Source organism: Caulobacter sp. NIBR2454, assembly GCF_027474405.1.
GTDB lineage: Bacteria > Pseudomonadota > Alphaproteobacteria > Caulobacterales > Caulobacteraceae > Caulobacter.
The window spans coordinates 777,327-801,441 of the sequence record NZ_CP114871.1 but is presented as its reverse complement, the minus strand read 5'-3'; the positions used below and the strand labels follow the sequence as shown (position 1 = coordinate 801,441).

The window sequence follows — 24,115 nt, the reverse complement described above, 5'->3', positions numbered from 1 at the left end:
ATGATGCTCAAGGTCCAGGTTGAGAGATGATTATCCCGTTGGGCGCATTGGAGCCGGTAATATGACGCAAGGCGTCGATCTGAAGTCTCTGCGCATCCTTGTTGTCGAGGACGAGGCGCTGGTCTCCATGCTTGTCGAAGACATGCTGGAAGATCTGGGCTGCGTGGTTGTCGGACCGGCGGCGGAGTTGGAAGAGGCGCTGGTTTTGGCGCGCGACGGCGAGATCGACGCCGCTCTTCTGGACGTCAACCTTGGCGGTCGCCCGATTTTCCCGGTGGCTGACGTGCTGAAGGCGCGGGGCGTGCCGTTCGCTTTCGCCAGCGGCTATGGCGAGGCGGGTCTGAGCGAGGAGCATCGCGGCTCCGCGGTGCTGCAAAAGCCCTTCCGCGAAAGCGATCTCAAGCGGGTGCTTGAGGAAATCGCCGCCAAGGTGGGCGCCAACTCCTAGGCTTCTCCCGGAGCCAGGGCCTTTACCGACAGAGCATGCACCGGGCCGGCGAGTTCGCTCGCCAGGGCCGCGTGGACCATTCTTTGACGCTGGACCCGGTTCGCCCCGGTGAAAGCGGCCGCTTCGATCACTAGATTGAAGTGGCTCTCACCGCCTTCTCGATGGCCGGCATGGCCATGGTGGCGGTCGGAGTCGTCGACGATCTCCAGCCGAACCGGGGCGAAAGCCTTGGTCAACTTGTCGCGAATGGCTTCTGTGACGGCGCCCATCGGCGTCTCCCGACTTGTCAATTCTTGAACGTATTTAGGTGCGACCTAGACTGAATCCCATGTTCGAGTACCGGCCCAAGTTCAAAGACATCCGTGTCCGCCCTCCGAAAGAGGGTGAGGACGAGGCGTTGCACGTCCGCCAGGAGGACGTTCTGCGCCTCAAGCCGGGCGAGCGCGCCTGCGATCACGCCAATTGCCGGGCCGCCGCCACGGCGCGGGCCCCCAAGTCGCGCGACCTGCCGGACCAGCACTATTGGTTCTGCCAGCCGCACGCGGCCGAGTACAACAAGCGCTGGGACTTCTTCGCCGGGATGAGCGAGGGCGAGATGCGCCGCCATATGGAGGCCCGCGCCACCGGCGACCGTCCGACCTGGTCATTCAAGGCCGACGCCAATTCGCGCGAGGCCGCCGCCGCCGCCGCACGCGACAAGCGCGCGTTCAACGACCCCTTTGGCGTATTCGCCGCCGCGCGGCGGCGCGCGGAAGCGGCGGAGTCCGCTGGCCGGCACCTGGGCAAGCTGGAACGCGGCGCCCTGGCCGACCTGGACCTGGACGCCACGGCCGACGGTCCGGCCATCAAGGCCCGCTACAAGGAACTGCTCAAGCGCTGCCACCCGGACGCCAACGGCGGCGACCGCTCGGCCGAGCACAAGCTCCAGCGGGTGATCAAGGCTTACAAGACGCTCCAGAAGGCCAAGCTGGTCTGATCTCCAGTTAAAGCTAAGCTTCTACTACCGCTCATCCCGGCGAAGGCCGGGATCCATGCTGAGGCGGACAGGAAGCACGGCGTGTTCTACACCTACATCCTCGCCAGCGGTCCGGCAGGCACCCTCTACACGGGCTCCACGGACAACCTCGCGCATCGGGTATGGGAACATCAGAACAAGGTTCGCAAGGGCTTCACGGCCAAGTACGGCGTCACACAACTGGTCTGGTTCGAGGGTCACGAGACGCGGGAGGCCGCCTTTCGCCGGGAGCGGCAGATCAAGGAATGGCGCCGAGACTGGAAGGTCCGCCTGATCGAAACTGAAAATCCGTACTGGGCCGACCTGTCGCAGAGATTGAACGACCTGCTGCCGTTCTGACGCGGGGGTGATACCCGCCCCCAGCTTGGATCCCGGCCTTCGCCGGGATGAGCGGGATGGGCAGGAGCAAGCGACATTTCACAACTGAAACATGAACGGTAGCCGAACCGGCGCGTTCAGCACCGGGCCAGTTGAGCTCGTCCATGATGTGCTCATCGTAACAAGGAGCCCCATCATGAAACGCACCATCGCAGCCGCCCTGGCCCTCTCGCTGATTGGCGGCTCCATCGCCGTCGCCCAGCCCTACGGCCACAACAACGACCGTCGCGATGTTCGCGAAGCCCGTCAGGACGTGCGCGAAGCCCGCCGCGACGTGAAGGACGCCCGCAAAGACCTGCGCCGCGCCGAACGGCACCGCTACGCCAAGGGCCAGCGTCTGGCCTCCAACTATCGCGGTGAGCGCTATTACGTCCGCGACTACAAGCGTCACGGCCTGCGCACGCCGCCCCGCGGCTACCGCTGGCAGCGCGTTGACAACGACTACATCCTGGCTGCTGTCGCCACCGGCCTGATCGCCTCGGTGATCATCGCCAATAACTAGACCTGACGCAGGGTAAGGAAGGGGGTCCGGCGACGGACCCCCTTTTCCTATGCGGCGCGAGGTTCTAATTGCAGATCATGCCCGAATTCGCCGACACCCCCTCCGCCACCGATCCGCTGCTGACCCTGACCCCCGACAAGTGGGTGACCGTGCGCGAGGCGTTCGGCGTCGATAGCGATATGAAGGTCCCGTATTTCTCGCACCGCGACCCGCATGTGCCGGAGATCGACGCGGCCTATCGCTTTGATCCGCAAACGACCTTGGCGATCTGCGCGGGGTTCGCCTATGACCGCCGGGTGATGGTCCAAGGCTATCACGGCACGGGCAAGTCGACCCACATCGAACAGGTGGCCGCGCGCCTGAACTGGCCGCTGGTCCGCGTGAACCTGGACAGTCACGTCAGCCGCATCGATCTGGTCGGCAAGGACGCCATCGTCCTGAAGGACGGCAAGCAGATCACCGAATTCCGCGAAGGCATCCTTCCCTGGACGCTGCAGCGCCCCGTCGCCCTGGTGTTCGACGAGTACGACGCCGGGCGCCCGGACGTGATGTTCGTCATCCAGCGCGTGCTGGAGGCCGGCGGCAAGCTGACCCTGCTCGATCAGAACCGGGTCATCCGCGCCAACCCGTACTTCCGTCTGTTCTCCACCACCAACACCATTGGTCTGGGCGACACGACGGGGCTGTACCACGGCACCCAGCAGATCAATCAGGGCCAGATGGACCGCTGGTCGATCGTCACCACGCTCAACTACCTCGACCACGACGTCGAGGGGGCGATCGTGCTGGCCAAGAACCCGTCCTACGACAACCCCGAAGGCCGCCAGAAGATCGCCGCCATGGTCCGCGTGGCCGACATGACCCGCAACGCCTTCATGAACGGCGACATCTCCACGGTCATGAGCCCGCGCACCGTGATCACCTGGGCCCAGAACGCAGACATCTTCGGCGGGGACATGGCTCTGTCTTTCCGCCTGACCTTCCTGAACAAGTGCGACGAACTGGAGCGGCCCACCGTGGCGGAGTTCTTCCAGCGCGCCTTCGGCCAGGACCTGCCCGAAAGCGCGGCGCGGGTGCGGGTGGCTTAGGCGTTTATGGCCTGGTGCTCCGACATCGATTGGAACGCAACCGGTTCATGGATGCAGGCTTGGGCGGGCTTCGCCAATGCAGTTGTAGTTGGCGGTGCCGCTTGGTTTGGTTCGAAACGTCTGAACGATTGGCTTCGCGAACGGCAAGTTGAGCGCAAGATGGCAGTTGGGGAGCGGCTCCTTACAATCGCTTATAAAGCGCTGGACGCCTTTAAAGGAATTAGAAGCCCAGGATCGTCCGGCGGCGAAACTTCAGCTGCTCAGGAAAAGCTTCAATCAGGCTCATCATATAACGAAGCCAGTGACAGGGAAAAGCGGAGAATGGAATCCGCTCAAATCATTATTGATAGAATATTTGCAAATAAACGGCTCTGGGACGATTACTGGGAAAATCTACCTCTTTGCCGAGCTTATTACGGCAATGATATAGAAGAATCATTCCGAATTATTTGGCAAAAACGCGCAAGCGTCTACTCCGCAGCTATTACCTACGGATCCCTTCGGGACGGTGGGGATAGAGCAACCGAAGTGGGCTTTGAAGAGGTTTTCTGGGAATACCTTGCTCAGGCAAGAAACAAGCCTGATCCAGTGAACGTCGATCTCGATACTATGGTCCAACGCCTAGAAGCTGAGATACTCCCCCTTCTAGGGTCTTCAACCAGTAACGTCTAAAGCGCGCCCGCTTAAAGCACGATCTGAATAGCGACAACGCGAGCGACCTGTAGGGCTGTGATGCCTTCAAGTCCTTGTGGAGCTAGCCCTTGCGCCGCGCCGCGACCGCCATACGGACGCTTGCGCTGGCTGGGCTCCTCGGGCTGATCCCGGCCGCATGTTCCGAGCACTCCGACAATGGCGAGGGCGCCGCACGGCCCATCACCCCCGAAGACATGCCGCGGCTCGAACCGGGTATATGGCGGACCAGCACGCGCACGGGCGACAGTCCGCCAGACACCTTGGTCCAGTGCATCGGCCAGGACCACAGCCTGGCCCTGAGCATGGGCGAGGCCCAGGCGCGCTGCCCCACGCTCTCCATGATGCGCGTGGGCCGCATCTATCTGGTCACCGCGCGATGCCGTCACGAAGGGGGTGAAACGCTGGTCCGGGCGCGCTTCACCGGCGACTTCCGCAGCACCATGCGGGCGGAGATCGAGATCACCCGCCCCGGTCCCGACTCTCGGCCGCGTCAATTGAAGCTGGTCAGCGTGGGGCGCTATGAGGGGCCTTGTCCGGATGGGCAGGCGCCGGGACTTATCGACGACGGCGACTGAGCAACGCCTCCGCCTCACTCAAATCGGCAAGCCTGCGTCCAAGGCGCCACAGGCGCCCGATGTCAGTCTGAGGCTGCGGAACTTTCGAAGACCGCAGCGCTTATCTCCACCGTGGGTGCGTTGCTTCCAGGCTGATCACCCCAGCCTGCGGCGGCGCCCCGAACCCTTATCCACAAGAGGATTTTGACCGATGTCCGCTTCTCTTGCCGTCGTTACCGATATCGCCCCGCGCTCTTCGGGCGAGACCATCAGCCAGCGCGTGATGCGCCTTCAGGCCGAAGCCCGTTCGGTCGCCCGTGAGCACCTGGCGGCGCTGGAAAACGCCATGACCCAGGTCGCCAAGATTTCGGAAGAAATCGCCGAAGGCGGCGAGGCCTATCCCGTCGGCGCTCGCGAGCTGGCCAAGCGGCTGGCCGATGAGACCGGCATTCGGGTCCAAGCGCTGGACGCGATCCTGGCCCGCACGAGCCGCTGAGAAGACGGCGAGACCGTGAAGGGCGGTTCTTACCGCCCCTCGCCGCTCAGCCCGCGATCAGTTCCGGCTCGTGCCGCCGCAACCAAGCTTGTGCATAGCCGCAGGTCGGAATGATCCGGGTCCCTTCAGCCTTCGCCGCCACGGCCACTTGCCGCATCAGCCGATCGGCCGCCCCCGTCCCGCGAAGCGCCATCTCCGCTTCGACGTGCGGGATGATAAGCACCCCGTCATGTCGGCGGTAATCCGCCCAGGCCAGCTTGCCATCGACATCGAGCTCATAGCGCCCGGCTTGCGCGTTGTCGGTGAAGGTCTCCGCCATCGTCTGGTTTCCTTGCGTTTGGGTCGTCTGCTGAACGCGGCGGGCTCAGACCCGCTCCACCGCCATGGCCACGGCCTCGCCGCCGCCGATGCACAGGGACGCCATGCCCTTGCTGGCGCCGCGCGCCTCCAGCGCCGACAGCAGGGTCGCCAGAATGCGCGCGCCGGAAGCGCCGATCGGATGACCCAGGGCGCAGGCGCCGCCATTCACATTCAGCTTCTCGTGGTCGATGCCGAGCTCGCGTTGCGCGATCATCGCCACCACGGCGAAGGCCTCGTTGACCTCCCACAGATCGACATCGGAAACCGACCAGCCGGCCTTGGCCAAGGCCTTCTTCATGGCGGGCACAGGCGCGGTCGTAAACTGGCCGGGCTCATGGGCGTGAGCGGCGTGGGCGACGATCCGCGCGACCACCGGCAGGCCCAACTTCTCGGCCACACTGGCGCGGGTCAGGACCAGAGCCGCGGCCCCATCGCTGATCGAACTGGCGTTGGCGGCGGTGATGGTGCCGTCGCGTGAGAAAGCGGGGCGCAGGGTCGGAATCTTGGCCGGGTCCGCCTTCAGCGGCTGCTCGTCCTGGTCGACAACCGTGTCGCCCTTGCGGCCGGAGACGGTGACCGGAGCGATCTCGCGGGCGAAGGCGCCGCTCTCGACCGCCGTGCGAGCGCGAGAGAGACTTTCAATGGCGTAGGCGTCCTGATCCTCGCGCGTGAACTGATAGGCGGCGGCCGATTCCTCGGCGAAGCTGCCCATCAGGCGGCCTGGCTCATAGGCGTCCTCCAGACCGTCCAGGTACATGCTGTCGAGAATGCGGTCGTGGCCGATGCGGGCGCCGCCGCGATGCTTGGCCAGCAGGTATGGCGCATTGGTCATGCTTTCCATGCCGCCGGCGACGATGATGTCCGCCGTTCCGGCCAGCAAGGCGTCATGCGCCATCATCGCGGCCTGCAGGCCGCTGCCGCACATCTTGTTGACCGTCGTCGCCTCGACCGATTTCGGCAGACCGGCGCCCAGGGCGGCCTGCCGGGCGGGAGCCTGGCCCAGACCGGCGGGCAGGACGCAGCCCATGATGATCTGCTCGACCTTGTCGGCGGACAGACCGGCGCGCTCCAGCGCGGCCTTGACCGCCACGGCGCCCAGCTCGGTGGCCTTGGCGCCGGACAACACGCCCTGGAAGCCACCCATGGGCGTACGGGCGTAGGAGGCGATGACGACGGGATCGGAGTTCATTTTCTTGTTTCCTCTGCTTGGGGCGGACTTAAGCCCTTCCGAAGCCCTGGAAAAGAGCGGCCGGGCTCCCCTGGAGGGCGGCCCGGCCGAAGTCACCGGAAATGCCGCTCACCCGTCCGCGCCGAAGGGTGGATGAACGACGCGACGGAATTGAGTTGCGATTAAGAACTTACTTGTTCGGTTCTGAAACGCAACCCTCTTGCCTTCCGCCGGGGAAACGGTCACCCTCGCCAAATGGGCCGGACCGCCGACTATTCAAAAGAGCGCTGCTCCGTCGCCGCCACGCTTGAAGTGGTGGGTGATCCCTGGACCCTGCTCATCCTGCGGGACGCCTTTCGCGGGGTGCGCCGGTTCGATCAGTGGCAGGAAAGCCTCGGCGTCGCTCGCAACGTCCTGGCCGCGCGCCTGAAGACCCTGGTCGCGCACGGGGTGATGGAAAAGCGCCGCTACAGCGAGCACCCGCCCCGTTTCGAGTATCGCCTGACCGACAAGGGCAAGGACCTGCGTCCCGTGCTGATCACCCTGAGCGATTGGGGCGACCGTCACGTGTACGGCGAGAACGGTCCCCTGCATTTCCTGCACGAGCCCTGCGGCCACAAGCTGCGGCCGGGCCTGGTCTGCATGGACTGCGGCGAGCCTGTCGCGCCGCGCGATCTGCGAATGGTGCACAACCCTGATAGCCAGACTGTCGGCGAGGCGCTCGCCGATCGGGAACTTCTGGAAGCCGAGGGCTGAAGCCCTAGGCGTTCAACCGCACCGCGCCCGCTATGAAACCGCCGCCCAGAACGCGCGAGACGTCGGCCGGATCGTAGAGCACGCAGGCCTGTCCGGGGGCCACGCCCTCTTCCGCCACATCCAGAGCCACCGCCGGAACGCCGTCGATCAGAGTCAAACGCCCTGGCACAGGCTCGCGGGTCGAGCGCACCCGCGCCAGAACCGTCTGACCTTCCGCGCAGGCGGCCTCAAGCGTCGTCTGATCGCCGAGCCAGTTGCCTTCCTTCAGGGTCAGGGCCGTGGTCAGCAGCGCTTCGCGCGGGCCGACGATCACTTGGCGTGCGTCGGCGTCGATGCGCACCACGAACAGCGGATCGCCCACGGCGATGTTCAGACCGCGGCGCTGACCGATGGTGTAGCGGGTCACGCCCTCGTGCCGGCCCAGAACCCGGCCGTCGAGGTGGACAATATCGCCGGCCTCCGCGCCATGCGGGCGCAGACGGTCGATGACCGTGGTGTACTTGCCCTCGGGCACAAAGCAGATGTCCTGGCTGTCAGGCTTGTCGGCCACAGACAGGCCCAGCTCCTCGGCCACCCGGCGCACGTCCGGCTTGTGCAGCCCCCCGAGCGGAAAGCGCAGGAAGTCCAGTTGTTCGCGCGTGGTGGCGAACAGGAAATAGGACTGGTCGCGCGCCGGATCGACAGCGCGGCGCAGCTGCGGCTCACCGCTCATCGACCGCTGGACATAGTGGCCGGTGGCCATGGCGGCGGCGCCCAGGTCGCGGGCGACATCCAGCAGGTCGCGGAACTTCACCGTCTGATTGCAGCGTACGCACGGGATCGGCGTCTCGCCGCGCAGATAAGCGTCGGCGAACTCCTCGATCACCTGCTGCTTGAAGCGGCTCTCATAGTCGAGAACGTAGTGCGGGATTCCGATCCCGTCGGCGGCCGTGCGGGCGTCGAGGATGTCCTGACCCGCGCAGCATGCGCCCTTCTTCTGGACCGCGGCGCCATGATCATAGAGTTGGAGGGTCACCCCCACCACGTCATAGCCGGCGGCCTTGAGCAGGGCGGCGGTGACGGTCGAGTCCACGCCACCCGACATCGCAGCCACGATGCGGGTTCCTTCCGGCAAGCCGACAGCCGCGCGCGCGGCCTCGACCGCAGCGGCCGAGAGGCTGCTGACGGGCTTGAGCGCGGGCTTGGCGAGTTCGCAGAAGGTCATGGGCCGCTATTTAGCGGCGCGGAGCCCTGATTGCGAGGGTCAGGCGTCAGAGCACATCCAGGATGGAAGAGCCGGACAGCAGGGAGAACACGCGCGCCGAGCCCTCCAGGGACAGCTGGGCGATATTCAAACGCACCGAGGCGGCGGCGTAGTCGGCGTCGACGATGCCGCCGATCATCACCTCCATACCGCTCTCGCGCTCCTTGAGGATGCCGGCCGCCTGCTCGACCCGGTTCTGCAGCATGCCGTTGCGGGCGGTCTCGTCGATCAGCCCCTTGCGGGCGTCGTCCAGCAGCGGCAGCTGGGACTTGAGGAAGTCCGACTGCTCCTGGGTAAGGTTGCCGTCGAAGTCGCCGTTCTCCTCAACATAGACCTGGATGTTCTGGAGCACGGTGAACAACGGGCCGCCCAGGGTGTCGGCATGGAAGGACGGGTTGATGGTCGCCGTCTCATTGAGGCGGATGGAGGCTGTGAACTTGTCGTTGGTGAACTGGGCGGTGATCTGATCGGCCAGTTCCGCAGGCGTCGCCGGCAGCGGCGGCGTCAGGTCTTCCAGGCTGGAGGCGACGACCGGCTGAGTGTCGATCTTGCCGCCCGCGAACAGGAACTGGCCCTGATGTTGGGTGTTCAGCGCGGAAACGGCGTCAGCGAAGTAGCTCTGCAGTTGCTCCATCATGGTGTCGGCGTTGCCGGCGGCGATGGCCTCGGTCACCGAGGTGCGGATGTTCTGCGCCGTGTCGGCCGCCCGGCTGAGCGCCACGTCCTGCATCGACAGCTTGTCGGTGATGAGGGTGTTCTGCTCCAGGAACGACCCGACCTTGCTCTGCACGTTCTTGAGCGCAGTGATGTACTCGGCGTTCTTGGCGAAGCCCTTGAGGTCGGTGGCGACCTGCTTGGTGGAGATCTGGTCGCCCCACTTGGCCTGCTCGACTTGCGCGCGGGACAGGTTGGTCAGCATCGAGCTGTAATTGCCGGCGGTGGAGATGCGGGTCATGGCTAGTTCACCAGGTTGATCAGCTGGTCCATCATCTCCTTGGCCGCCTGGATCAGGCGGGAGGAAGCGTTGTAGGCCTGCTGGTAGGTGGTCATGCTGATCAGCTCTTCATCAAGGTTCACGCCCTCGACGGACTGACGACGGGCGTCAGCTTCGAGCTTGACGGACTCGGCCGACGTTTGACGCGATGCGGCGGTGTCGGCCTTACGGGCGATGGAGCCGCTCACCTCGGAGAAGAACGCGCTGAGGCTGCCGGTGGTGGAGCCCATGCCCCCCGCCGCCGAGAAATGCCCCGCCGCGTCGCCGGCCTTGGCCAGCAGCAAAGCGCCACGGCCATCGCCGATCACCAGCGAGGATTCACCCGCCGCGGCGGCGAGGTTGAGTTGAGCGAAGGGCAGACGCGCCGGGTCCTTCACGATCGCCGGATCCACGAAATAGCGGGTTCCGCGATTGCCTCGCTCCGCTGCGCCAAGGCCGAAGAACTGGCTCATGGTCGGACCGCCAGGCCCGCGCTGCGTCGCGTCTGAGATTACCGAGAGCGTGACCCCGCTCTGCTTGGGGGTGAAGACGATCTCGCCATACTGGTTCAGCGTGAAGGCCCCCTGCCCGCCCAGGCCCGTGCCCTGGGCGTTCATTTCGGTCAGAAGGTCGTCCATCGTCCCGCCGGCGGGGACCGTGACCGTCACGTCGCGGATCAGTTGGTTGTTTTCGTCGGTCAGGCGGAAGGTCAGTTGCTCACCCGCCGTAAACCCATGGTCGCTTGTGCCCGTCAGGCCCGTCTCGTAGCTGGCCATCCCGTCCGCGCGGATCAGGTCGTTCAGCCCGAAGAAGGCGCTGAAGCCGCGACCGATCTTGTTCGACGGGTTGATCGCGTCATCCACGAGAGCCACACCGTCGCCGGGGTTCGTCGCCGCGATGGTCATCTTGCCCCCGGCGAAGCTCGCCGTCCCGAACCCCGCCAAGGCGCCGTCAAGGTCAGCCGCGAAGCTGGCATCGGTGAAGCCGACCACGGCGCCGCCATCGATGGTCATGGTGTCGTTGTCGAAGTCGATCTGAACCTGGCGCTGGATCACGCCGTTCGCGTCCGTGATCGCGACGTTTGTGATCCCGGTGAAGCCCGCCATGGCGCTGTTGATATCAGCGCCGAAGCCCGTATTCTTGCCCGTCAGGGTCGCTGGAGGCGGCACCGCCGCAGAAGCGTTCGAAGCATTGTTGATCTGCTCGGCCGCGCGCGAAACCATTTCGCCCAGTTGGTCGCTCAAGCCGCCCAGCTCGACATTGCGCAGGCTGAGCAGGCCGTGGATCTCGCCACCGGTCAGGGTGAAGCGGGTGCTTGAGTTCGGCACCCCCACCGTCTCGCTGGTGATGTAGCTATTGCCGCTGTCGGAGCGGTGGTAGCTCAGCTTGGCCAGGACCGAGCCGGCCAGCACCACGCCTTCGGTGGTGCGTACATCGACGCCGCCGTTGTCACGCGGCGAGACCTTGATGTTCATCAGGCTCGCCAGCTCATCGACCAGCTTGCTCTGAACGTTCTCAGAGCCGGTGGAGTCACCACCGGTCATCTTCACCGACTGGATGTCGCGGTTGAGACTGTCGATCTCCTTGAGCAGATCGTTCACCCGGTCCACGTTCGCCGCGATGCGCGAGTCCGTGGTCTTGCCCAGATTGGCCAGCGACGCGCCGATCCGGCCGGCTTCGCCCAGGAAGTCCTCCATGGCCGAGATGGCGCTGGAGCGGCGAAGGGCCGAGGACGGATCGTCCGCCGCCGCCGAAAAGGCCGAGAAGATGTCGTCGAGTTGGGCGAAGAACGAGGTCGGCGAGCTCGGATCTCCGAACAGCGCCTGCGCCGTATCTAGAGTGTCGGCTGCGACGGAGGCGCTGGCCGCGTCGGCGGTCGCCCTCAGGCTGGCGGCCTGCAGGAAGCGATCGGCCACGCGCTTGACCGCCGTGACATCGACCCCGATCCCCATGCCCGCGGAGATGCGGTTCTCCTGGGTGACGACCTTTCGGGTGTAGCCAGGAGTATTGATGTTGGCGACGTTGTCGGAAACCACCCGAAGGCCGGTCTGGGCCGCCATCAGGCCCGAAGTCGCCGCCGACAGAACCGTATTCAGCGACATGGCCTAGCGCTCCTGACCGGGCGCGCAGCGCTCCGCACACGGCGAAAACTGCCGGGGCGGAAGGACGATACGGGCGCGCTCTTTCAGCATCCTGTTGTTTTCCAACATCTTATCCGCAGCCGAGCATCGACCGCGCACGCCTCCACGCAAAAGCGGCGCCAGTTGATTAACCATGTCGGCAGAGCTCGCCGAGCCGCGGCTGAAATCGCGGATCTCCCTCGGCAAAAAAGGCCGATCCCGTGCGACGAGCGCCAACGGGAAAGCGAATTTCTCCTTTTATTTCAAATACAAGACAGCACACTGAGAACTTGGCCCGGCCCTTGCTGAGCAGGTCCCGAAGAACCGGCGCACCGCGCGCCGCAGGAACCGAGGCCCGTAAAGCCGATGACAGAAGCCGTTTCCGCAGCCGCCGCCGGCGCCGCGACCGCAGCCCCCCAGGGCGGCGGCCAGGCGACGTCCGCCGGCGCGGGCTTCGATCTTTTGCTGGCCCTGATGGCGCAGGTCGGAACCGCAGCTGGCGGGATGGATGGCGAAGGCGCTTCGGCCGACGGCAAGACGCCAGTCCTCGCGGAGGATGCGGGCGCCGAACTGCTGGGCTCCCAGACCGATGCGGCGGCGGTCATGATGGGCGCGCTGCTGGCGCCGCAACTGACCACCACCGTTCAGGCGCAGACGCCAGTCGACGCCGCGCTTGTGGATGCGGCGGCCCCGACCATTTTGGGCGCCCCTCCGGTCGCCGAAGAGCTTCCTGAAACCTCCGTCGCCAAAACGGTGGGCGAGGCCGTAGCAGAAGAAACCGTCGCCGCCGCGCCCCAGGGCGCCGCTTCGACCGAGGACACAGCTCAAGTCTCGGCGCCCTCGACGGCCGCCAACGCCAACGCGGCCGCTGCTCCTGCTCCTGCTCAGAAAGCAGCGACGCCGGCCGACACGGACCAAACGGCGAAGGCCGTCGCCGCCTCCGCTCAGGCGGCGGCTCACAAGACCGCCGCCTCTTCGCACCCACAGACACAAGTCGATGCGGCGTCATCGCCCGAAGCGCCTACCGGCGAGGCGGCCGACGCCTCCGTCACCATCCTTGGCCGTCGTGAAGCCGCCGCGCCGGCGTCGGAAACCGCGCTGGAGCCAGCCAAGGACGCCAAGCCCGTCGCCAAGACGGCGACGCCTTCGGCTCAAGTCGCCCAGCCGGACATCGTCGATGCGGCGGAACCCGTCGCTCAGCCCGTCGCCACGCAGGCGTCGGCGAGCGAGGATGTCGCCACCGCAACGGCCAGCCAACCCACCGCCGTGGCCCAGCAGGCCGCCGTCGCCTCGGCTGCGCCGCGTGCGCCCGCCGCCCCTCAAGCGGGTGAAAGCCTGCGCAGCCGCCGCTTCGACACCGAGAACACACAAACCGCCGGCGCGGTTCGGGACAGCGCCCCCATGGCCGCCAAAGCCGCCGGCGCCGCGAAGGGCGCTCCTGCTGCCCAGCAGGATCCCTTCGCCATCACCGCCGACCCCAGCTCGGCGCCGCAGTCCCAGGGCGAGCTCGCCGTCGCCGAAGCGCTCGACCCTATGGAGCCCGCCAGCGCGGACACCGCCACGGGCACGACCAGCGCCGCCGCTTCGACGACCACGAGCGAGACCGCCCGTATCGAGGCCGCCGCCGTGCGCGGGTCGCCCGAGACCGTGGCTCAGCTTTCGGCCCAGATCGCCAAGAAGCTGGAGAACAAGATCACCCGCTTCGACATCGCCCTGGACCCGGTCGACCTGGGCAAGGTGAATGTAAAGCTGGAGATCGACCGCGACGGTCGCGTCACCGCGGCCATGTCCTTTGAAAAGCCGCAGGCGGCGTCCGAGCTTCGGGCGCGCTCCAGCGAGCTGAGGGAAGCCCTGGAGAAAGCCGGTTTCGACCTGGCCCAGGAAGCTCTCACCTTCGACCTCGCTGACCAGGGCGGAAGCTCCAATGCCTGGGCCCAGCAGCAGACCTTCGGCGACGATCGTCAGACCGGCTGGAACGGCCGCGCCTTCCAGGCGGCCCTGAACGCCGACGACGAGCCCCCCATCACCAATTCGGCCCTCGACTGGCGCGCTTCCCGCGCCAGCGGCGTCGACGTCCGGATCTAGGAAACCACCATGGTTGACGCCGTTTCAGGCTCCACGATCGCCGGCCGCCAGCAGAATTCCCGCAACACCCTTGCGAGCAGCCAGGAAACGTTCCTGGCCCTGTTGACCACCCAGTTGAAGAACCAGGACCCGCTGGCGCCGGTCGATTCCACGCAGTTCGTCACCCAGACCGTGCAGATGGTCGGCGTCGAGCAGCAGCTGATGACCAACGACCTGCTCACCGCCCTGGTTGGCATGAACGACGGCGGCCTCAACGAGTCGGCCAGCCTCCTGGGCAAGACGGTGATCGCCGAGAACGCCACTCAGAAGATTGGCGACGACGGCAAGGCGACCTGGAGCTACGACCTGGCGGGCGACGCCAAGTACACCAAGCTCGAGATCGTCAATTCGGCCGGCAACATCGTGAAGACCATCGAGCCGGAAGGCGCTGCGGCGAACAAGAAGGGCTCGCACAGCTACACCTGGGACGGCGTGCTGAGCGTGGCCGACGACGGCACCAAGACTTACGCCAAGAAGGGCGCCGCCTACACCATTCGGGTGAAGGCCACGAGCGCCACCGGCGGCGCCGTAGAAACCTCCACTGACCTGACCGGCGTGGCGACCTCCGTCGCCATTGAAGGCGGCCAGTCTGTCCTCACCATCAACGGGCTCAAGATCCCGCTGAGCTCCGTCATCGGGGTCACCAATCCGAAGCCGCCGGCTGACGACGACGCGACCACCTAACCCCATTCATCAACACGGGCGCCAGAACGGCGCCGTCGCGGCCGAGCCGCAACCGCAAACAGCGCTGGAAGACCAAAGTCATCCTGAAGGACCATTGAGATGAGCATCAACAGCGCCATGCTCGCCGGCGTTTCCGGCCTGGTTGCGAATTCGTCGGCCCTCGCCGCGATCTCGGACAACATCGCGAACGTCAACACCGTTGGCTACAAGCGGACCACCGCGAACTTCTCGTCGCTGGTGACCTCCAACTCCAAGGCCTCGACCTATTCGGCCGGCGGCCTAAAGGCGATCACACACAAGTACGTGCGCCAGGAGGGGAACCACATGGGGACCTCCTCCAACCTGGATTTGGCGATCAGCGGCAGCGGGTTCTTCGTCACCACGTCCAAGTCTGAGGGCAACCTGCCTACCGACCAGCGTCTGTTCACCCGCGCCGGCGCCTTTGTGATCGACGATTTGGGCTACCTGCGAAACGACGCCGGCCTCTATTTGCAAGGATGGATCGCCGACAACCTGACCGGCGAGATCGTCACCGACCCATCGGACCTCAGCCAGCTGAGCACTATCAACGTCTCGGGCACCGGCGGCACCGCCGAAGCAACGACCCGCGTCGCCATCAGCGCCAACCTGAGCAATCAGCAAGAGGTCGCCACGTGGGGCGAGGATCCCGACGGCGACGGGGTCTACACGGAATTCTATGACGACACCCTTCGCAATCAGATGGCGGAGTGGAAGGCCACCAACGGGGCCAGCGGCTTGGAGCCCGACTTCGAGATCAACATCCCGGTATCGGACTCCCAGGGAAGCCAGCGCAACATCACGATGGGCTTCATGCGGACCGGCAACCCAAACGAGTGGGTTGTTGAAGTCTATGGCGACCCTTCAGTGATCGACGATGGGGACGCCAACGTCGGCAAGATCGCCGCCGGTACAATAACGTTCAATCCCGACGGTACGATCCAGGTCGGCGATGGATCGCTTGACGGCCTCTTCCCGGCCGCCCCGGCGGCGCCGACCATTTCCATCGGCGCGTCCTCCGACACCGCTGGCCCAGGCGCCCCCACCTGGCGCACCAACCTGGGCATTTCGGCTCAGGACATCCAGATCGACCTGTTTACGGCCCCCGGCGGCCTGACCCAGTTCTCCAGCCTTTCCGAAGCTCAGAACATTTCGGCCAACGGCACGCCCTTTGGCGTTCTGGCTGACGTGCAGATCGACAAGCAGGGCTACGTCACCGCCATCTACGAGAACGGCACCATCCGCCGCCTCGCCCAGGTCGCCATCGCAACCTTTTCGAATCCAGACGCTCTGATCTCGATGAATGGCAACGCCTATCAGGTATCGCAGGAGAGCGGCACCTACACCCTGAAGGCTCCAGGGGCCGGCGGCGCTGGTGAGATCGATCCCTCCACTCTGGAAGCGTCGACCGTGGACCTCTCCACTGAGTTCACGGGCTTGATCACCACGCAACGCGCCTACTCCGCAGCGTCGAAGATCATCACCACTGCCGATGAGATGCTTGAGCAACTCCTAAACATTAAGAGGTAATTACTCTTTTTAACGGAGTTTAATCAGAGTGTATCACCTCGACACAGTAGAGAACATAAAAGCTGTGCAGCGCATTAGTGGAATTTTTACTATCGGAATTAAGTCGCTGTTATCGCCCAGCCCGTATGGTCCGTTCTCGATTGTGATGTTGAGAAGGGCGTAGGAACGATGCTGCAAGAGCAACGCATCAACAGCCGCGGCGAAAAGTACGTGATCGGTCCCACCGGCGCGCCTCTGACGCTGTCGGACCTGCCGCCGGCTGCGACCGAGCGCTGGGTGATCCGCCGTAAGGCGGAAGTGGTTGCGGCTGTCCGCGGCGGTCTTCTGTCGCTCGAGGACGCCTGCGAGCGCTATCGCCTCACCAGCGAAGAGTTCGCCGGTTGGCAAAAGTCGATCGAACGCCATGGCCTCGCCGGCCTGCGCACGACGCGGCTGCAACAGTACCGCTAGTCATCCCTTAACAGGGCTGAACGGCGCCGCGGCCGCGTCCCCACAAGGGGCGCGGCCGCTTCGCGTTAAGGAACCGCCACTGGGAAATTAACCACTCGTTTACCCTGCACTGGGTAAATCCTGCCTAGCGGAAAGACGCAGGGGTTGCGGCTTTCCTGACCAAGGGGGTCGGCGCGCGTGGAAAAGTTTATGAGCGCCCTGCAGAAGTTCGGCATCGGCCGTCTTGCTGCGCTCATCGGTGTCGGCGCCGGCGTCACCGCCGCGCTCATCGCCATCGTGCTGATGATGGGCCGCCAGCCCGAAGCCCTGCTCTATTCCAATCTTGACCTGGCTGAAGCCGCCTCGGTCACCCAGGCCCTCGATCAGGCCGGCGTCAAATATTCGGTCAAGGGCGACGGCTCGACCATCATGGTCCCCCGCGACGAGGTCGCCTCGACCCGCCTGCTGGTGGCGGGCAAGGGCCTCGTGACCGCCGGCTCCATCGGCTACGAGATTTTCGACTCCACCAACGTCCTGGGCCAGACCGATTTCGTCCAGCAATTGAATCGCCAGCGCGCCATGGAAGGCGAACTGGCTCGCACGATCCGCGCCCTGGACGGCGTCAGCTCCGTCCGCGTCCACCTGAACCTGCCCAAGCGCCAGCTGTTCGAGGAAGACGCCGAAAAGCCGTCGGCCGCCGTCACCATCGGCGTCGGCGCGCGCGGCCCGTCCGCCGACATGGTGCGCGCGGTGCAGAATCTGGTGGCCGGCGCGGTCCCGAACCTGCAGGCCGACGCGGTCACCGTCATCGATCAGCACGGCAAAACCCTGTCCGAGGGCGGCGACGGCGGCCTGGGCGGCAAGCTCGCCGACGATCGCAAGTCCGAGGTCGAGGCCCGCATCGCCAAGACGGTCAAGGAGATGGTCGAGGGCGTGGTCGGCGAGGGCAAGGTCCGCGTCAACGTCTCCGCCGACCTGAACCTGAACCGTGTCACCCTGCAGGAAGAGCGCTTCGACCCCGAAGGCCAGGTCATCCGCTCGGAAAGCACCAACGAACAGACCGCCGAAGAGCGCCGCGAGGACGAGACCGTCGGCGCGACCGCCGCCGCCAACATCCCCGGCGCCCCCGCCGCCAATGGCTTCCAGGCCCTGGGCTCCAATTCGCGCAGCGGCGACAGTGTCACCAACTACGAAATCTCCAAGACCCTCCGCACCGAGGTGATCGAACCCGGCCAGCTGCGCAAGATCTCGGTGGCCGTGGCCGTTGATGGCGTCACCGCACCGGCCGGCCCCAACGGCGAGCCGGGCGCCTATACCCCGCGCAGCGCCGAGGAGATGCAGCGCATCCAGGAACTGGTCCGCGCCGCCGTAGGCTACGATCAGACCCGCGGCGACCAGATGAACGTCGTCAACGTCCGCTTCGCTCGTGACCCCGGCGAAGGCGTCAGCGCCGCTACGCCCCTGGCCGGCTTCGACAAGAACGACATCATGCGGGCCGTCGAACTTGGCGTGCTGGCCCTGGTCGCCGCGCTGATCATCTTCTTCGTGATCCGCCCGATGATGAAGCCCAAGACCTTGTCGCCGGCTCAGCAACTGGCCGCCATCGCCGCCGACGGCTCCACGCCCATGGTCACCCGCCTGGTCACCCTGCCCGACGGCGGAACCCAGATGGTTCAGGTCCCGGCCGAGGACGACTCCCTGGCCCTGCCGGCGCCGCAATCGGACTTCGACCAGCGCATCGACATCGCCAAGATCGAAGGCCAGGTGAAGGCTTCGTCCATCAAGCGCGTCTCCGAATTCGTCGAGAAGCACCCGGAAGAGTCCGTCGCGATCCTCCGTAGCTGGCTGCACGAGACGACCTGATGGCCAAGCTCAAGGCGATCGACGACATCAAGAAGCTGGCTGGCCCGGAAAAGGCCGCCATCGTTCTACTGGCCCTGGGCGAAGAGCACACGGCCATCTGGGAAGCCCTGGACGACGAGGAGATCAAGGAAGTCTCCCAGGCCATGGCGACCCTGGGCACCGTCTCGGCCTCCGTGGTCGAAGAGCTGCTGGTCGAATTCGTATCGGGCATGAGCTCGACCGGCGCGATCATGGGCTCCTACGAACAGACCCAGCGCCTGCTGTCCTCCTTTATGCCCGTGGAGAAGGTCGAGGCCCTGATGGAGGAAATCCGCGGTCCCGCGGGTCGAACCATGTGGGACAAGCTGGGCAACGTGAACGAAGGCGTTCTGGCCAACTACCTGAAGAACGAATACCCGCAGACCGTGGCCGTGGTGCTGTCCAAGGTCAAAAGCGATCACGCCGCCCGCGTCCTGGCCTCGCTGCCGGAAGACTTCGCCCTGGAATGCGTCACCCGCATGCTGCGGATGGAGCCCGTCCAGCGTGAGATCCTCGACAAGATCGAGCAGACTCTTCGCACCGAATTCATGTCGAACCTGGCGCGCACGTCCAAGCGCGACAGCCACGAGATGATGGCCGAGATCTTCAACAACTTCGACCGCCAGACCGAGGCGCGCTTCATCGCCGCCTTGGAAGAGCGCAACCGCGACAGCGCCGAGCGCATCCGCGCCCTGATGTTCGTCTTCGAGGACCTGAGCAAGCTCGATCCCGGCGGCGTCCAGACCCTGTTGCGCGCGGTGGACAAGGACCAGCTGGCCCTGGCCCTCAAGGGCGCTTCGGACGGCCTGCGCGAGATGTTCTTCTCAAACATGTCGGAACGCGCCGCCAAGATCATGCGCGAAGACATGGAGACCATGGGCCCCGTCCGCCTGCGCGACGTGGACCAGGCGCAGGTCGCCATGGTCCAGGTCGCCAAGGACCTCGCCGCCAAGGGCGAGATCATGCTGGCCGGCCAGGGCGGCGAAGACGAGCTGATCTACTGACATGACCAGCCCTCAGCCCGTCCATCGCAAATTCGCCTTCGACACGGTCTTCGACAGCGTCGGCGCGGTCGCCTACTCGCCGCCCAAGCCCAAGCTCTATACCGAGGAAGAAGTGGCCGAGATCCGCGCCGCCGCCTTCGCGGAAGGCGAACGCTCGGCCGTGGCCCGGGCGGAGGAGGCCGCCGCCATCGCCCTGCGCGGCGCCGCCGACGCCGCCCGCGCGGCCCTGGCGACCCTGACCCAGGTGGCGCACGACCACCGCGCCGGCTCGGCCGCCCTGGCCCTGGCCTGTGGCCGCAAGATCGCCGACGCCGCGCTCGAGATGTTCCCGGAGGCGGCTCTGGCCGCCGCCTACGATTCCCTGGCCCGGGAGTTGGAGCAGCAGCCCCGCCTGATCCTGCGCGTGCCGGAAGAACTGCTGGAGCGGATGACAGCCGCCCTGGAGAACGCGGCTCAGGCCGCTGGCTTCTCGGGCCAGATCCTGGCCAAGGCCGACCCCAACCTGCCGCGCGCCGCCTTCATGCTGGACTGGGCCGACGGCCGCGCCTCGTTCGATCCGCCCGCCACCGCCGCCCGTATCGCCGAAGCTCTCAACGCCGCTCTCGCGGCCGAGGGTCTTCACGCCGAACCCTTGACCGCCGCCCACTCGGAAGGCTGATCCCATGGTCGATGAACCGAACCTCACGCTCGACGAATTCGGCCCCGAGGAGACCCTCGCGACCGACATGCCCATCGAGTACGACGACAAGATCGCGTCCGATCTGGCGCCGGTCTTCGACGTGCCGGTCAGCATCTCGGCCGTGCTGGGCAAGGCCCACATGTCGGTGGCGCAGTTGCTCAAGCTCAATCAGGGCAGCGTGCTGGAGCTGGACCGCAAGGTCGGCGAGGCCATCGACATCTATGTGAACAACCGCCTGGTGGCCCGCGGCGAGGTCGTCGTCGTCGACGAACGCCTGGGCGTGACCATGACCGAAATCATCAAGGACGGCGACAGCAACGCCTAGGGGGCGCGCTGTCGAAGAGGAGATAGGAACATGCGGCTTCTGGTGGTCGGACGACTGAACGGGCAGCTCTCCCTCGCCGTGAAGATGGCGATGAACGAAGGGGCCAAGGTCTCTCACGTGGAGACCACGGCCGCCTGCACCCAGGCCCTGCGATCGGGCCAGGGCGCGGACCTGCTGATGGTCGATTACGAGCTCGACATCGCGGGCCTGATCGCCGCCAACGAAGCCGAGCGCATCCGGGTGCCCGTGGTGGCCTGCGGGGTCGGCGCCGATCCGCGCCGGGCCGCCGAAGCCATCCGCGCCGGGGCCAAGGAGTTCATCCCGCTCCCGCCTGAAGCCGAGCTGATCGCCGCGGTCCTGGCCGCCGTCAGCGACGATGAGCGGCCGATGATCGCCGCCGACCCGTCCATGCGCGAAGTCATCGCCCTGTGCGATCAGGTGGCGCCGTCCGACGCCTCGATCCTGATCACCGGCGAAAGCGGCTCGGGCAAGGAGGTGATGGCCCGCTACGTCCACACCAAATCGCGTCGCGCCCAGAAGCCCTTCATCAGCGTCAACTGCGCCGCCATCCCCGAGAATCTGCTGGAAAGCGAGCTGTTCGGCCACGAGAAGGGCGCCTTCACCGGCGCTCTGGCCCGCCGCATCGGCAAGTTCGAGGAAGCCGACGGCGGCACCCTGCTGCTGGACGAAATCAGCGAGATGGACGCGCGCCTGCAGGCCAAGCTGCTGCGCGCCATCCAGGAACGCGAGATCGACCGCGTCGGTGGCTCCAAGCCGGTGAAGGTGGACATCCGCATCCTGGCTACGTCCAACCGCGACCTGGCCCAGGCCGTAAAGGACGGGACCTTCCGCGAAGACCTTCTGTACCGCCTGAACGTCGTGAACCTGCGCCTGCCCGCCCTGCGCGAGCGACCGGGCGACATCCTGGCCCTGTGCGATCACTTCGTGAAGAAGTACGCCGCCGCCAACGGCATGCCCGAGCGCCCGCTGTCGGCCGAAGCCAAGCGCCGCCTGACCGGCCACCGCTGGCCGGGCAACGTGCGCGAGCTGGAGAACGCCATGCACCGCGCGGTGCTGCTGGCGACCGGCGACGAGATCGGTGAATTCGCCATCCGCCTGCCGGACGGCCAGCCCATGTCCGCCGGCGCCGGCGCTGGCGATAGCGGCGTCGCCCGCACCGCCTCCATCGCCGCCGAGGCGGTCCAGCGCTCCTTCGTGGGCCAGACGGTTTCGGAGGTCGAGCAGCAGCTGATCCTCGACACCCTGCAGCACTGCCTGGGCAACCGCACGCACGCCGCCAACATCCTCGGCATCTCCATCCGCACCCTGCGCAACAAGCTGAAGGAATATTCCGAAGCGGGCGTCGAGGTGCCGGCGCCCCAGGCGGGCGTCGGAAACGCGGCCTGATCCCTTCCCGCCCTCGCTTTTTGCTTGGGCGGGACCTGGGAATCTGAGCGTGTGAGCAGTTCATGACCGACATCGGCCTCAACGCAAACCCGAACGCCTTCAAGCCGCGCGACATCATCGGCTGGCTGGTGCGCGGCGAGGTCGGGCTGGCCGTCGGCATCGCCGCGATCATCGTCCTGCTGATCCTGCCGGTCCCGCCGATACTGCTGGACCTGCTTCTATCCCTGTCGGTGACCAGTTCGGTCCTGATCCTGATGACCGCGCTGCTGATCAAGCGGCCGCTGGAATTCAGCTCCTTCCCGACCGTGCTGCTGGTGGCGACCCTGTTCCGGCTGGGCCTGAACATCGCCTCGACGCGCCTGATCCTCAGCCATGGTCACGAAGGCGCCCACGGCGCCGGTCACATCATCGAAGCCTTCGGCAACCTGATGATGAGCGGCAACTTCATCATCGGGGTCATCGTCTTCATGATCCTGGTGCTGGTGAACTTCATGGTCATCACCAAGGGTTCGGGGCGGATCGCCGAAGTGTCAGCCCGTTTCACCCTGGACGCCATGCCCGGCAAGCAGATGGCTATCGACGCCGACCTGTCGAGCGGCCTGATCGACCAGGACACCGCCAAGCTCCGCCGCAAGGAACTGGAGCAGGAGAGCACCTTCTTCGGCGCCATGGACGGCGCCAGCAAGTTCGTGAAGGGCGACGCTGTCGCCGGCCTGATCATCACCGGCATCAATGTGGTCGGCGGCATTCTGATCGGCGTGCTGCAGCACAAGATTCCGATCGGTCAGGCGGCGTCGACCTACACCCTGATGACCATCGGCGACGGTCTGGTCAGCCAGATTCCCGCCCTGATCATCTCGATCGCCGCCGGTCTGCTGGTGTCCAAGGCCGGCGTCGAAGGCGCCGCCGACAAGGCCCTGGTCAACCAGCTGGCCATGAACCCGGTCAGCCTGGGCATGGTCTCGGCTTCCTCTGGCGTCATCGCCCTGATCCCTGGCATGCCGATCCTGCCGTTCGTGGCGGTCGCCGTCGGCACGGGCTATCTGGCTTGGCGGCGCGGGCAGGCGATGTTGAAGCCCGCCGTCGATCCCCTGGCGCCGCTGGAGGAAGCGGCTTCTCAAGAAGACGAGCCGATCTCCAACACCCTGGCCATCGACGACGTGAAGATCGAGCTGGGTTATGGCCTGCTGTCGCTGATCAACGACCTGGAAGGCCGCCGCCTGACCGACCAGATCCGGGCCCTTCGCAAGACCCTGGCCACCGACTTCGGCTTCGTGATGCCGCCGGTCCGCATCCTGGACAACATGCGCCTGCCCAACAGCGGCTATTCGATCCGCATCAAGGAGATGGAGGTCGGCGCCGGCGAGGTCCGCCTGGGTCACCTGATGGCCATGGACCCGCGCGGCGGCCAGGTGGAGCTGCCGGGCGAACACGTGCGCGAACCGGCCTTCGGCCTGCCGGCCACCTGGGTCGCCGACGCCCTGCGCGAGGAAGCCACCTTCCGCGGCTACACCATCGTCGATCCGGCCACGGTGCTGACCACCCACCTGACCGAACTGCTCAAGGAGAACATGGCCGACCTGCTCTCCTATGCCGAGGTGCAGAAGCTTCTGAAGGAACTGCCGGCCGAGCAGAAGAAGCTCGTGGACGATGTCATCCCGGCCCTGGCCAGCGCCACCACCGTTCAGCGCGTGCTGCAGGCCCTGATGCGCGAACGCGTCTCGATCCGCGACCTGCCGACCATCCTGGAAGGGATCGGCGAGGCCGCCTCCCACACCTCCTCGCTCACCAGTCTGGTCGAGCAGGTGCGGGCCAAGATCGGCCGCCAGCTGTGCTGGGCCAACCGCGGCGACGACGGCGCCCTGGCCATCATCACCCTGTCGGCCGAGTGGGAGAACGCCTTCGCCGACGCCCTGGTCGGACCGGGGGAAGACAAGCAGTTGGCCCTGGCGCCCTCGCGCCTGCAGTCGTTCATCGGCGAGGTGCGAGAGGCCTTCGAACAGGCCGCCCTGCAAGGCGACACCGCGGTGCTTCTGACCAGCCCCGGCATCCGCCCCTATGTCCGTTCGATCATCGAGCGATTCCGCGGCCAGACCGTGGTGATGAGCCAGAGCGAGATCCATCCGCGGGCCCGTCTGAAGACCGTCGGCATGATCTGATCGGGCGGCCATCGCCCGAAACAATCCGAAATAATCTGGGAACGCGATCGCAAGCAGCGACGTTTGTTCGGGCCTGGGGGA

At 65.9% G+C, this 24,115-nt stretch carries 25 protein-coding genes; 19 read left to right on the top strand and 6 right to left on the bottom strand.

Features of this window, described 5'->3' with window-relative positions; all coding sequences use genetic code 11:
• Positions 1 to 61: 61 nt before the first annotated feature.
• Positions 62 to 448: a response regulator gene (locus O5K31_RS03975; protein ID WP_269716028.1), complete on the top strand. Its 387-nt coding sequence runs from the start codon at positions 62 to 64 to the stop codon at positions 446 to 448.
• Here the strand turns inward: O5K31_RS03975 and O5K31_RS03970 are convergent.
• Positions 445 to 717: a BolA family protein gene (locus tag O5K31_RS03970; RefSeq protein WP_269716027.1), complete on the bottom strand. Its 273-nt coding sequence runs from the start codon at positions 715 to 717 to the stop codon at positions 445 to 447. The genes O5K31_RS03975 and O5K31_RS03970 overlap by 4 nt on opposite strands.
• A 50-nt stretch (positions 718 to 767) precedes the next feature.
• Between O5K31_RS03970 and O5K31_RS03965 the strand changes: the two genes are divergently transcribed.
• The 7 genes from O5K31_RS03965 (at position 768) to O5K31_RS03935 (ending at position 5,174) form a co-directional block, all read left to right on the top strand.
• Positions 768 to 1,424: a J domain-containing protein gene (locus O5K31_RS03965; protein ID WP_269716995.1), complete on the top strand. Its 657-nt coding sequence runs from the start codon at positions 768 to 770 to the stop codon at positions 1,422 to 1,424.
• A gap of 81 nt (positions 1,425 to 1,505) precedes the next feature.
• Positions 1,506 to 1,802 (top strand): GIY-YIG nuclease family protein, encoded by a 297-nt coding sequence (locus tag O5K31_RS03960; RefSeq protein WP_269716026.1) that lies wholly within the window; start codon positions 1,506 to 1,508, stop codon positions 1,800 to 1,802.
• 175 nt (positions 1,803 to 1,977) lie between these two features.
• On the top strand, positions 1,978 to 2,343 hold the full coding sequence (locus O5K31_RS03955) for an RcnB family protein (RefSeq protein ID WP_269716025.1): 366 nt from the start codon (positions 1,978 to 1,980) through the stop codon (positions 2,341 to 2,343).
• 77 nt (positions 2,344 to 2,420) lie between these two features.
• Positions 2,421 to 3,431 carry a cobaltochelatase subunit CobS gene (gene cobS, locus O5K31_RS03950; protein ID WP_269716994.1) on the top strand — a complete coding sequence of 337 codons (1,011 nt, stop codon included), beginning with the start codon at positions 2,421 to 2,423 and terminating at the stop codon, positions 3,429 to 3,431.
• A gap of 6 nt (positions 3,432 to 3,437) precedes the next feature.
• Complete coding sequence (locus tag O5K31_RS03945; RefSeq protein ID WP_269716024.1) at positions 3,438 to 4,103, top strand: hypothetical protein; 666 nt, start codon at positions 3,438 to 3,440, stop codon at positions 4,101 to 4,103.
• A gap of 215 nt (positions 4,104 to 4,318) precedes the next feature.
• On the top strand, positions 4,319 to 4,699 hold the full coding sequence (locus O5K31_RS03940; protein WP_269716023.1) for a DUF3617 domain-containing protein: 381 nt from the start codon (positions 4,319 to 4,321) through the stop codon (positions 4,697 to 4,699).
• Between the two features lie 190 nt (positions 4,700 to 4,889).
• Positions 4,890 to 5,174: a hypothetical protein gene (locus O5K31_RS03935; RefSeq protein WP_269716022.1), complete on the top strand. Its 285-nt coding sequence runs from the start codon at positions 4,890 to 4,892 to the stop codon at positions 5,172 to 5,174.
• A gap of 46 nt (positions 5,175 to 5,220) precedes the next feature.
• Here O5K31_RS03935 and O5K31_RS03930 read toward each other — a convergent pair whose 3' ends face one another.
• Positions 5,221 to 5,493, bottom strand: a complete 273-nt coding sequence (locus O5K31_RS03930) for a GNAT family N-acetyltransferase (protein ID WP_269716021.1) — start codon at positions 5,491 to 5,493, stop codon at positions 5,221 to 5,223.
• Positions 5,494 to 5,538: 45 nt separating this feature from the next.
• A complete protein-coding gene (locus tag O5K31_RS03925; protein ID WP_269716020.1) occupies positions 5,539 to 6,723 on the bottom strand; it encodes an acetyl-CoA C-acyltransferase in 1,185 nt (394 codons plus the stop codon).
• A 234-nt stretch (positions 6,724 to 6,957) separates the two neighbouring features.
• Between O5K31_RS03925 and O5K31_RS03920 the strand changes: the two genes are divergently transcribed.
• The gene (locus tag O5K31_RS03920) at positions 6,958 to 7,458 is read left to right on the top strand and encodes a winged helix-turn-helix transcriptional regulator (protein ID WP_269716019.1); all 501 of its coding nucleotides are present in this window, start codon (positions 6,958 to 6,960) and stop codon (positions 7,456 to 7,458) included.
• A 4-nt stretch (positions 7,459 to 7,462) separates the two neighbouring features.
• Here O5K31_RS03920 and mnmA read toward each other — a convergent pair whose 3' ends face one another.
• Genes mnmA through flgK form a run of 3 tightly spaced genes read right to left on the bottom strand, consistent with a single transcriptional unit; the run spans position 7,463 to position 11,776 of the window.
• Positions 7,463 to 8,662 carry a tRNA 2-thiouridine(34) synthase MnmA gene (gene mnmA / locus O5K31_RS03915; protein WP_269716018.1) on the bottom strand — a complete coding sequence of 400 codons (1,200 nt, stop codon included), beginning with the start codon at positions 8,660 to 8,662 and terminating at the stop codon, positions 7,463 to 7,465.
• A gap of 46 nt (positions 8,663 to 8,708) precedes the next feature.
• On the bottom strand, positions 8,709 to 9,656 hold the full coding sequence (locus tag O5K31_RS03910; RefSeq protein ID WP_269716017.1) for a flagellin: 948 nt from the start codon (positions 9,654 to 9,656) through the stop codon (positions 8,709 to 8,711).
• A gap of 2 nt (positions 9,657 to 9,658) precedes the next feature.
• Positions 9,659 to 11,776 (bottom strand): flagellar hook-associated protein FlgK, encoded by a 2,118-nt coding sequence (flgK, locus tag O5K31_RS03905; RefSeq protein WP_269716016.1) that lies wholly within the window; start codon positions 11,774 to 11,776, stop codon positions 9,659 to 9,661.
• 384 nt (positions 11,777 to 12,160) lie between these two features.
• Here flgK and O5K31_RS03900 point away from each other — a divergent pair, with 384 nt between their 5' ends.
• The 10 genes from O5K31_RS03900 to flhA all read left to right on the top strand — a co-directional run bounded on the left by O5K31_RS03900 (position 12,161) and on the right by flhA (position 24,034).
• Positions 12,161 to 13,879: a flagellar hook-length control protein FliK gene (locus O5K31_RS03900; RefSeq protein ID WP_269716015.1), complete on the top strand. Its 1,719-nt coding sequence runs from the start codon at positions 12,161 to 12,163 to the stop codon at positions 13,877 to 13,879.
• 9 nt (positions 13,880 to 13,888) lie between these two features.
• Positions 13,889 to 14,602 carry a flagellar hook assembly protein FlgD gene (locus O5K31_RS03895; RefSeq protein WP_269716014.1) on the top strand — a complete coding sequence of 238 codons (714 nt, stop codon included), beginning with the start codon at positions 13,889 to 13,891 and terminating at the stop codon, positions 14,600 to 14,602.
• Positions 14,603 to 14,701: 99 nt separating this feature from the next.
• Positions 14,702 to 16,150: a flagellar hook protein FlgE gene (locus O5K31_RS03890; RefSeq protein WP_269716013.1), complete on the top strand. Its 1,449-nt coding sequence runs from the start codon at positions 14,702 to 14,704 to the stop codon at positions 16,148 to 16,150.
• A 168-nt stretch (positions 16,151 to 16,318) separates the two neighbouring features.
• Positions 16,319 to 16,600 carry a CtrA inhibitor SciP gene (gene sciP / locus O5K31_RS03885; RefSeq protein WP_269716012.1) on the top strand — a complete coding sequence of 94 codons (282 nt, stop codon included), beginning with the start codon at positions 16,319 to 16,321 and terminating at the stop codon, positions 16,598 to 16,600.
• A 177-nt stretch (positions 16,601 to 16,777) separates the two neighbouring features.
• A complete protein-coding gene (fliF, locus tag O5K31_RS03880) occupies positions 16,778 to 18,442 on the top strand; it encodes a flagellar basal-body MS-ring/collar protein FliF (protein WP_269716011.1) in 1,665 nt (554 codons plus the stop codon).
• Positions 18,442 to 19,464, top strand: coding sequence for a flagellar motor switch protein FliG (gene fliG / locus O5K31_RS03875; RefSeq protein ID WP_269716010.1), 1,023 nt, complete (start codon positions 18,442 to 18,444; stop codon positions 19,462 to 19,464). Before fliF ends, fliG begins: the two co-directional genes overlap by 1 nt.
• A gap of 1 nt (position 19,465) precedes the next feature.
• Positions 19,466 to 20,122 carry a flagellar assembly protein FliH gene (locus tag O5K31_RS03870; protein WP_269716009.1) on the top strand — a complete coding sequence of 219 codons (657 nt, stop codon included), beginning with the start codon at positions 19,466 to 19,468 and terminating at the stop codon, positions 20,120 to 20,122.
• A 4-nt stretch (positions 20,123 to 20,126) separates the two neighbouring features.
• Positions 20,127 to 20,468, top strand: coding sequence for a flagellar motor switch protein FliN (gene fliN, locus O5K31_RS03865; protein ID WP_269716008.1), 342 nt, complete (start codon positions 20,127 to 20,129; stop codon positions 20,466 to 20,468).
• A gap of 30 nt (positions 20,469 to 20,498) precedes the next feature.
• On the top strand, positions 20,499 to 21,875 hold the full coding sequence (gene flbD / locus O5K31_RS03860) for a sigma-54-dependent transcriptional regulator FlbD (RefSeq protein WP_269716007.1): 1,377 nt from the start codon (positions 20,499 to 20,501) through the stop codon (positions 21,873 to 21,875).
• A 62-nt stretch (positions 21,876 to 21,937) separates the two neighbouring features.
• Complete coding sequence (gene flhA / locus O5K31_RS03855) at positions 21,938 to 24,034, top strand: flagellar biosynthesis protein FlhA (protein WP_269716006.1); 2,097 nt, start codon at positions 21,938 to 21,940, stop codon at positions 24,032 to 24,034.
• Positions 24,035 to 24,115 lie beyond the last annotated feature (81 nt).

What these genes read in the sequence shown, in the direction of transcription:
- O5K31_RS03975 (WP_269716028.1), top strand. Translation starts at nt 62, where the DNA reads ATGACGCAAGGCGTCGATCTGAAGTCTCTGCGCATCCTTGTTGTCGAG.
- O5K31_RS03970 (WP_269716027.1), bottom strand. Translation starts at nt 717, where the DNA reads ATGGGCGCCGTCACAGAAGCCATTCGCGACAAGTTGACCAAGGCTTTC.
- O5K31_RS03955 (WP_269716025.1), top strand. Translation starts at nt 1,978, where the DNA reads ATGAAACGCACCATCGCAGCCGCCCTGGCCCTCTCGCTGATTGGCGGC.
- cobS (WP_269716994.1), top strand. Translation starts at nt 2,421, where the DNA reads ATGCCCGAATTCGCCGACACCCCCTCCGCCACCGATCCGCTGCTGACC.
- O5K31_RS03945 (WP_269716024.1), top strand. Translation starts at nt 3,438, where the DNA reads ATGGCCTGGTGCTCCGACATCGATTGGAACGCAACCGGTTCATGGATG.
- O5K31_RS03940 (WP_269716023.1), top strand. Translation starts at nt 4,319, where the DNA reads ATGCCGCGGCTCGAACCGGGTATATGGCGGACCAGCACGCGCACGGGC.
- O5K31_RS03935 (WP_269716022.1), top strand. Translation starts at nt 4,890, where the DNA reads ATGTCCGCTTCTCTTGCCGTCGTTACCGATATCGCCCCGCGCTCTTCG.
- O5K31_RS03930 (WP_269716021.1), bottom strand. Translation starts at nt 5,493, where the DNA reads ATGGCGGAGACCTTCACCGACAACGCGCAAGCCGGGCGCTATGAGCTC.
- O5K31_RS03925 (WP_269716020.1), bottom strand. Translation starts at nt 6,723, where the DNA reads ATGAACTCCGATCCCGTCGTCATCGCCTCCTACGCCCGTACGCCCATG.
- O5K31_RS03920 (WP_269716019.1), top strand. Translation starts at nt 6,958, where the DNA reads ATGGGCCGGACCGCCGACTATTCAAAAGAGCGCTGCTCCGTCGCCGCC.
- mnmA (WP_269716018.1), bottom strand. Translation starts at nt 8,662, where the DNA reads ATGACCTTCTGCGAACTCGCCAAGCCCGCGCTCAAGCCCGTCAGCAGC.
- O5K31_RS03910 (WP_269716017.1), bottom strand. Translation starts at nt 9,656, where the DNA reads ATGACCCGCATCTCCACCGCCGGCAATTACAGCTCGATGCTGACCAAC.
- flgK (WP_269716016.1), bottom strand. Translation starts at nt 11,776, where the DNA reads ATGTCGCTGAATACGGTTCTGTCGGCGGCGACTTCGGGCCTGATGGCG.
- O5K31_RS03900 (WP_269716015.1), top strand. Translation starts at nt 12,161, where the DNA reads ATGACAGAAGCCGTTTCCGCAGCCGCCGCCGGCGCCGCGACCGCAGCC.
- O5K31_RS03895 (WP_269716014.1), top strand. Translation starts at nt 13,889, where the DNA reads ATGGTTGACGCCGTTTCAGGCTCCACGATCGCCGGCCGCCAGCAGAAT.
- O5K31_RS03890 (WP_269716013.1), top strand. Translation starts at nt 14,702, where the DNA reads ATGAGCATCAACAGCGCCATGCTCGCCGGCGTTTCCGGCCTGGTTGCG.
- sciP (WP_269716012.1), top strand. Translation starts at nt 16,319, where the DNA reads ATGCTGCAAGAGCAACGCATCAACAGCCGCGGCGAAAAGTACGTGATC.
- fliG (WP_269716010.1), top strand. Translation starts at nt 18,442, where the DNA reads ATGGCCAAGCTCAAGGCGATCGACGACATCAAGAAGCTGGCTGGCCCG.
- O5K31_RS03870 (WP_269716009.1), top strand. Translation starts at nt 19,466, where the DNA reads ATGACCAGCCCTCAGCCCGTCCATCGCAAATTCGCCTTCGACACGGTC.
- fliN (WP_269716008.1), top strand. Translation starts at nt 20,127, where the DNA reads ATGGTCGATGAACCGAACCTCACGCTCGACGAATTCGGCCCCGAGGAG.
- flbD (WP_269716007.1), top strand. Translation starts at nt 20,499, where the DNA reads ATGCGGCTTCTGGTGGTCGGACGACTGAACGGGCAGCTCTCCCTCGCC.
- flhA (WP_269716006.1), top strand. Translation starts at nt 21,938, where the DNA reads ATGACCGACATCGGCCTCAACGCAAACCCGAACGCCTTCAAGCCGCGC.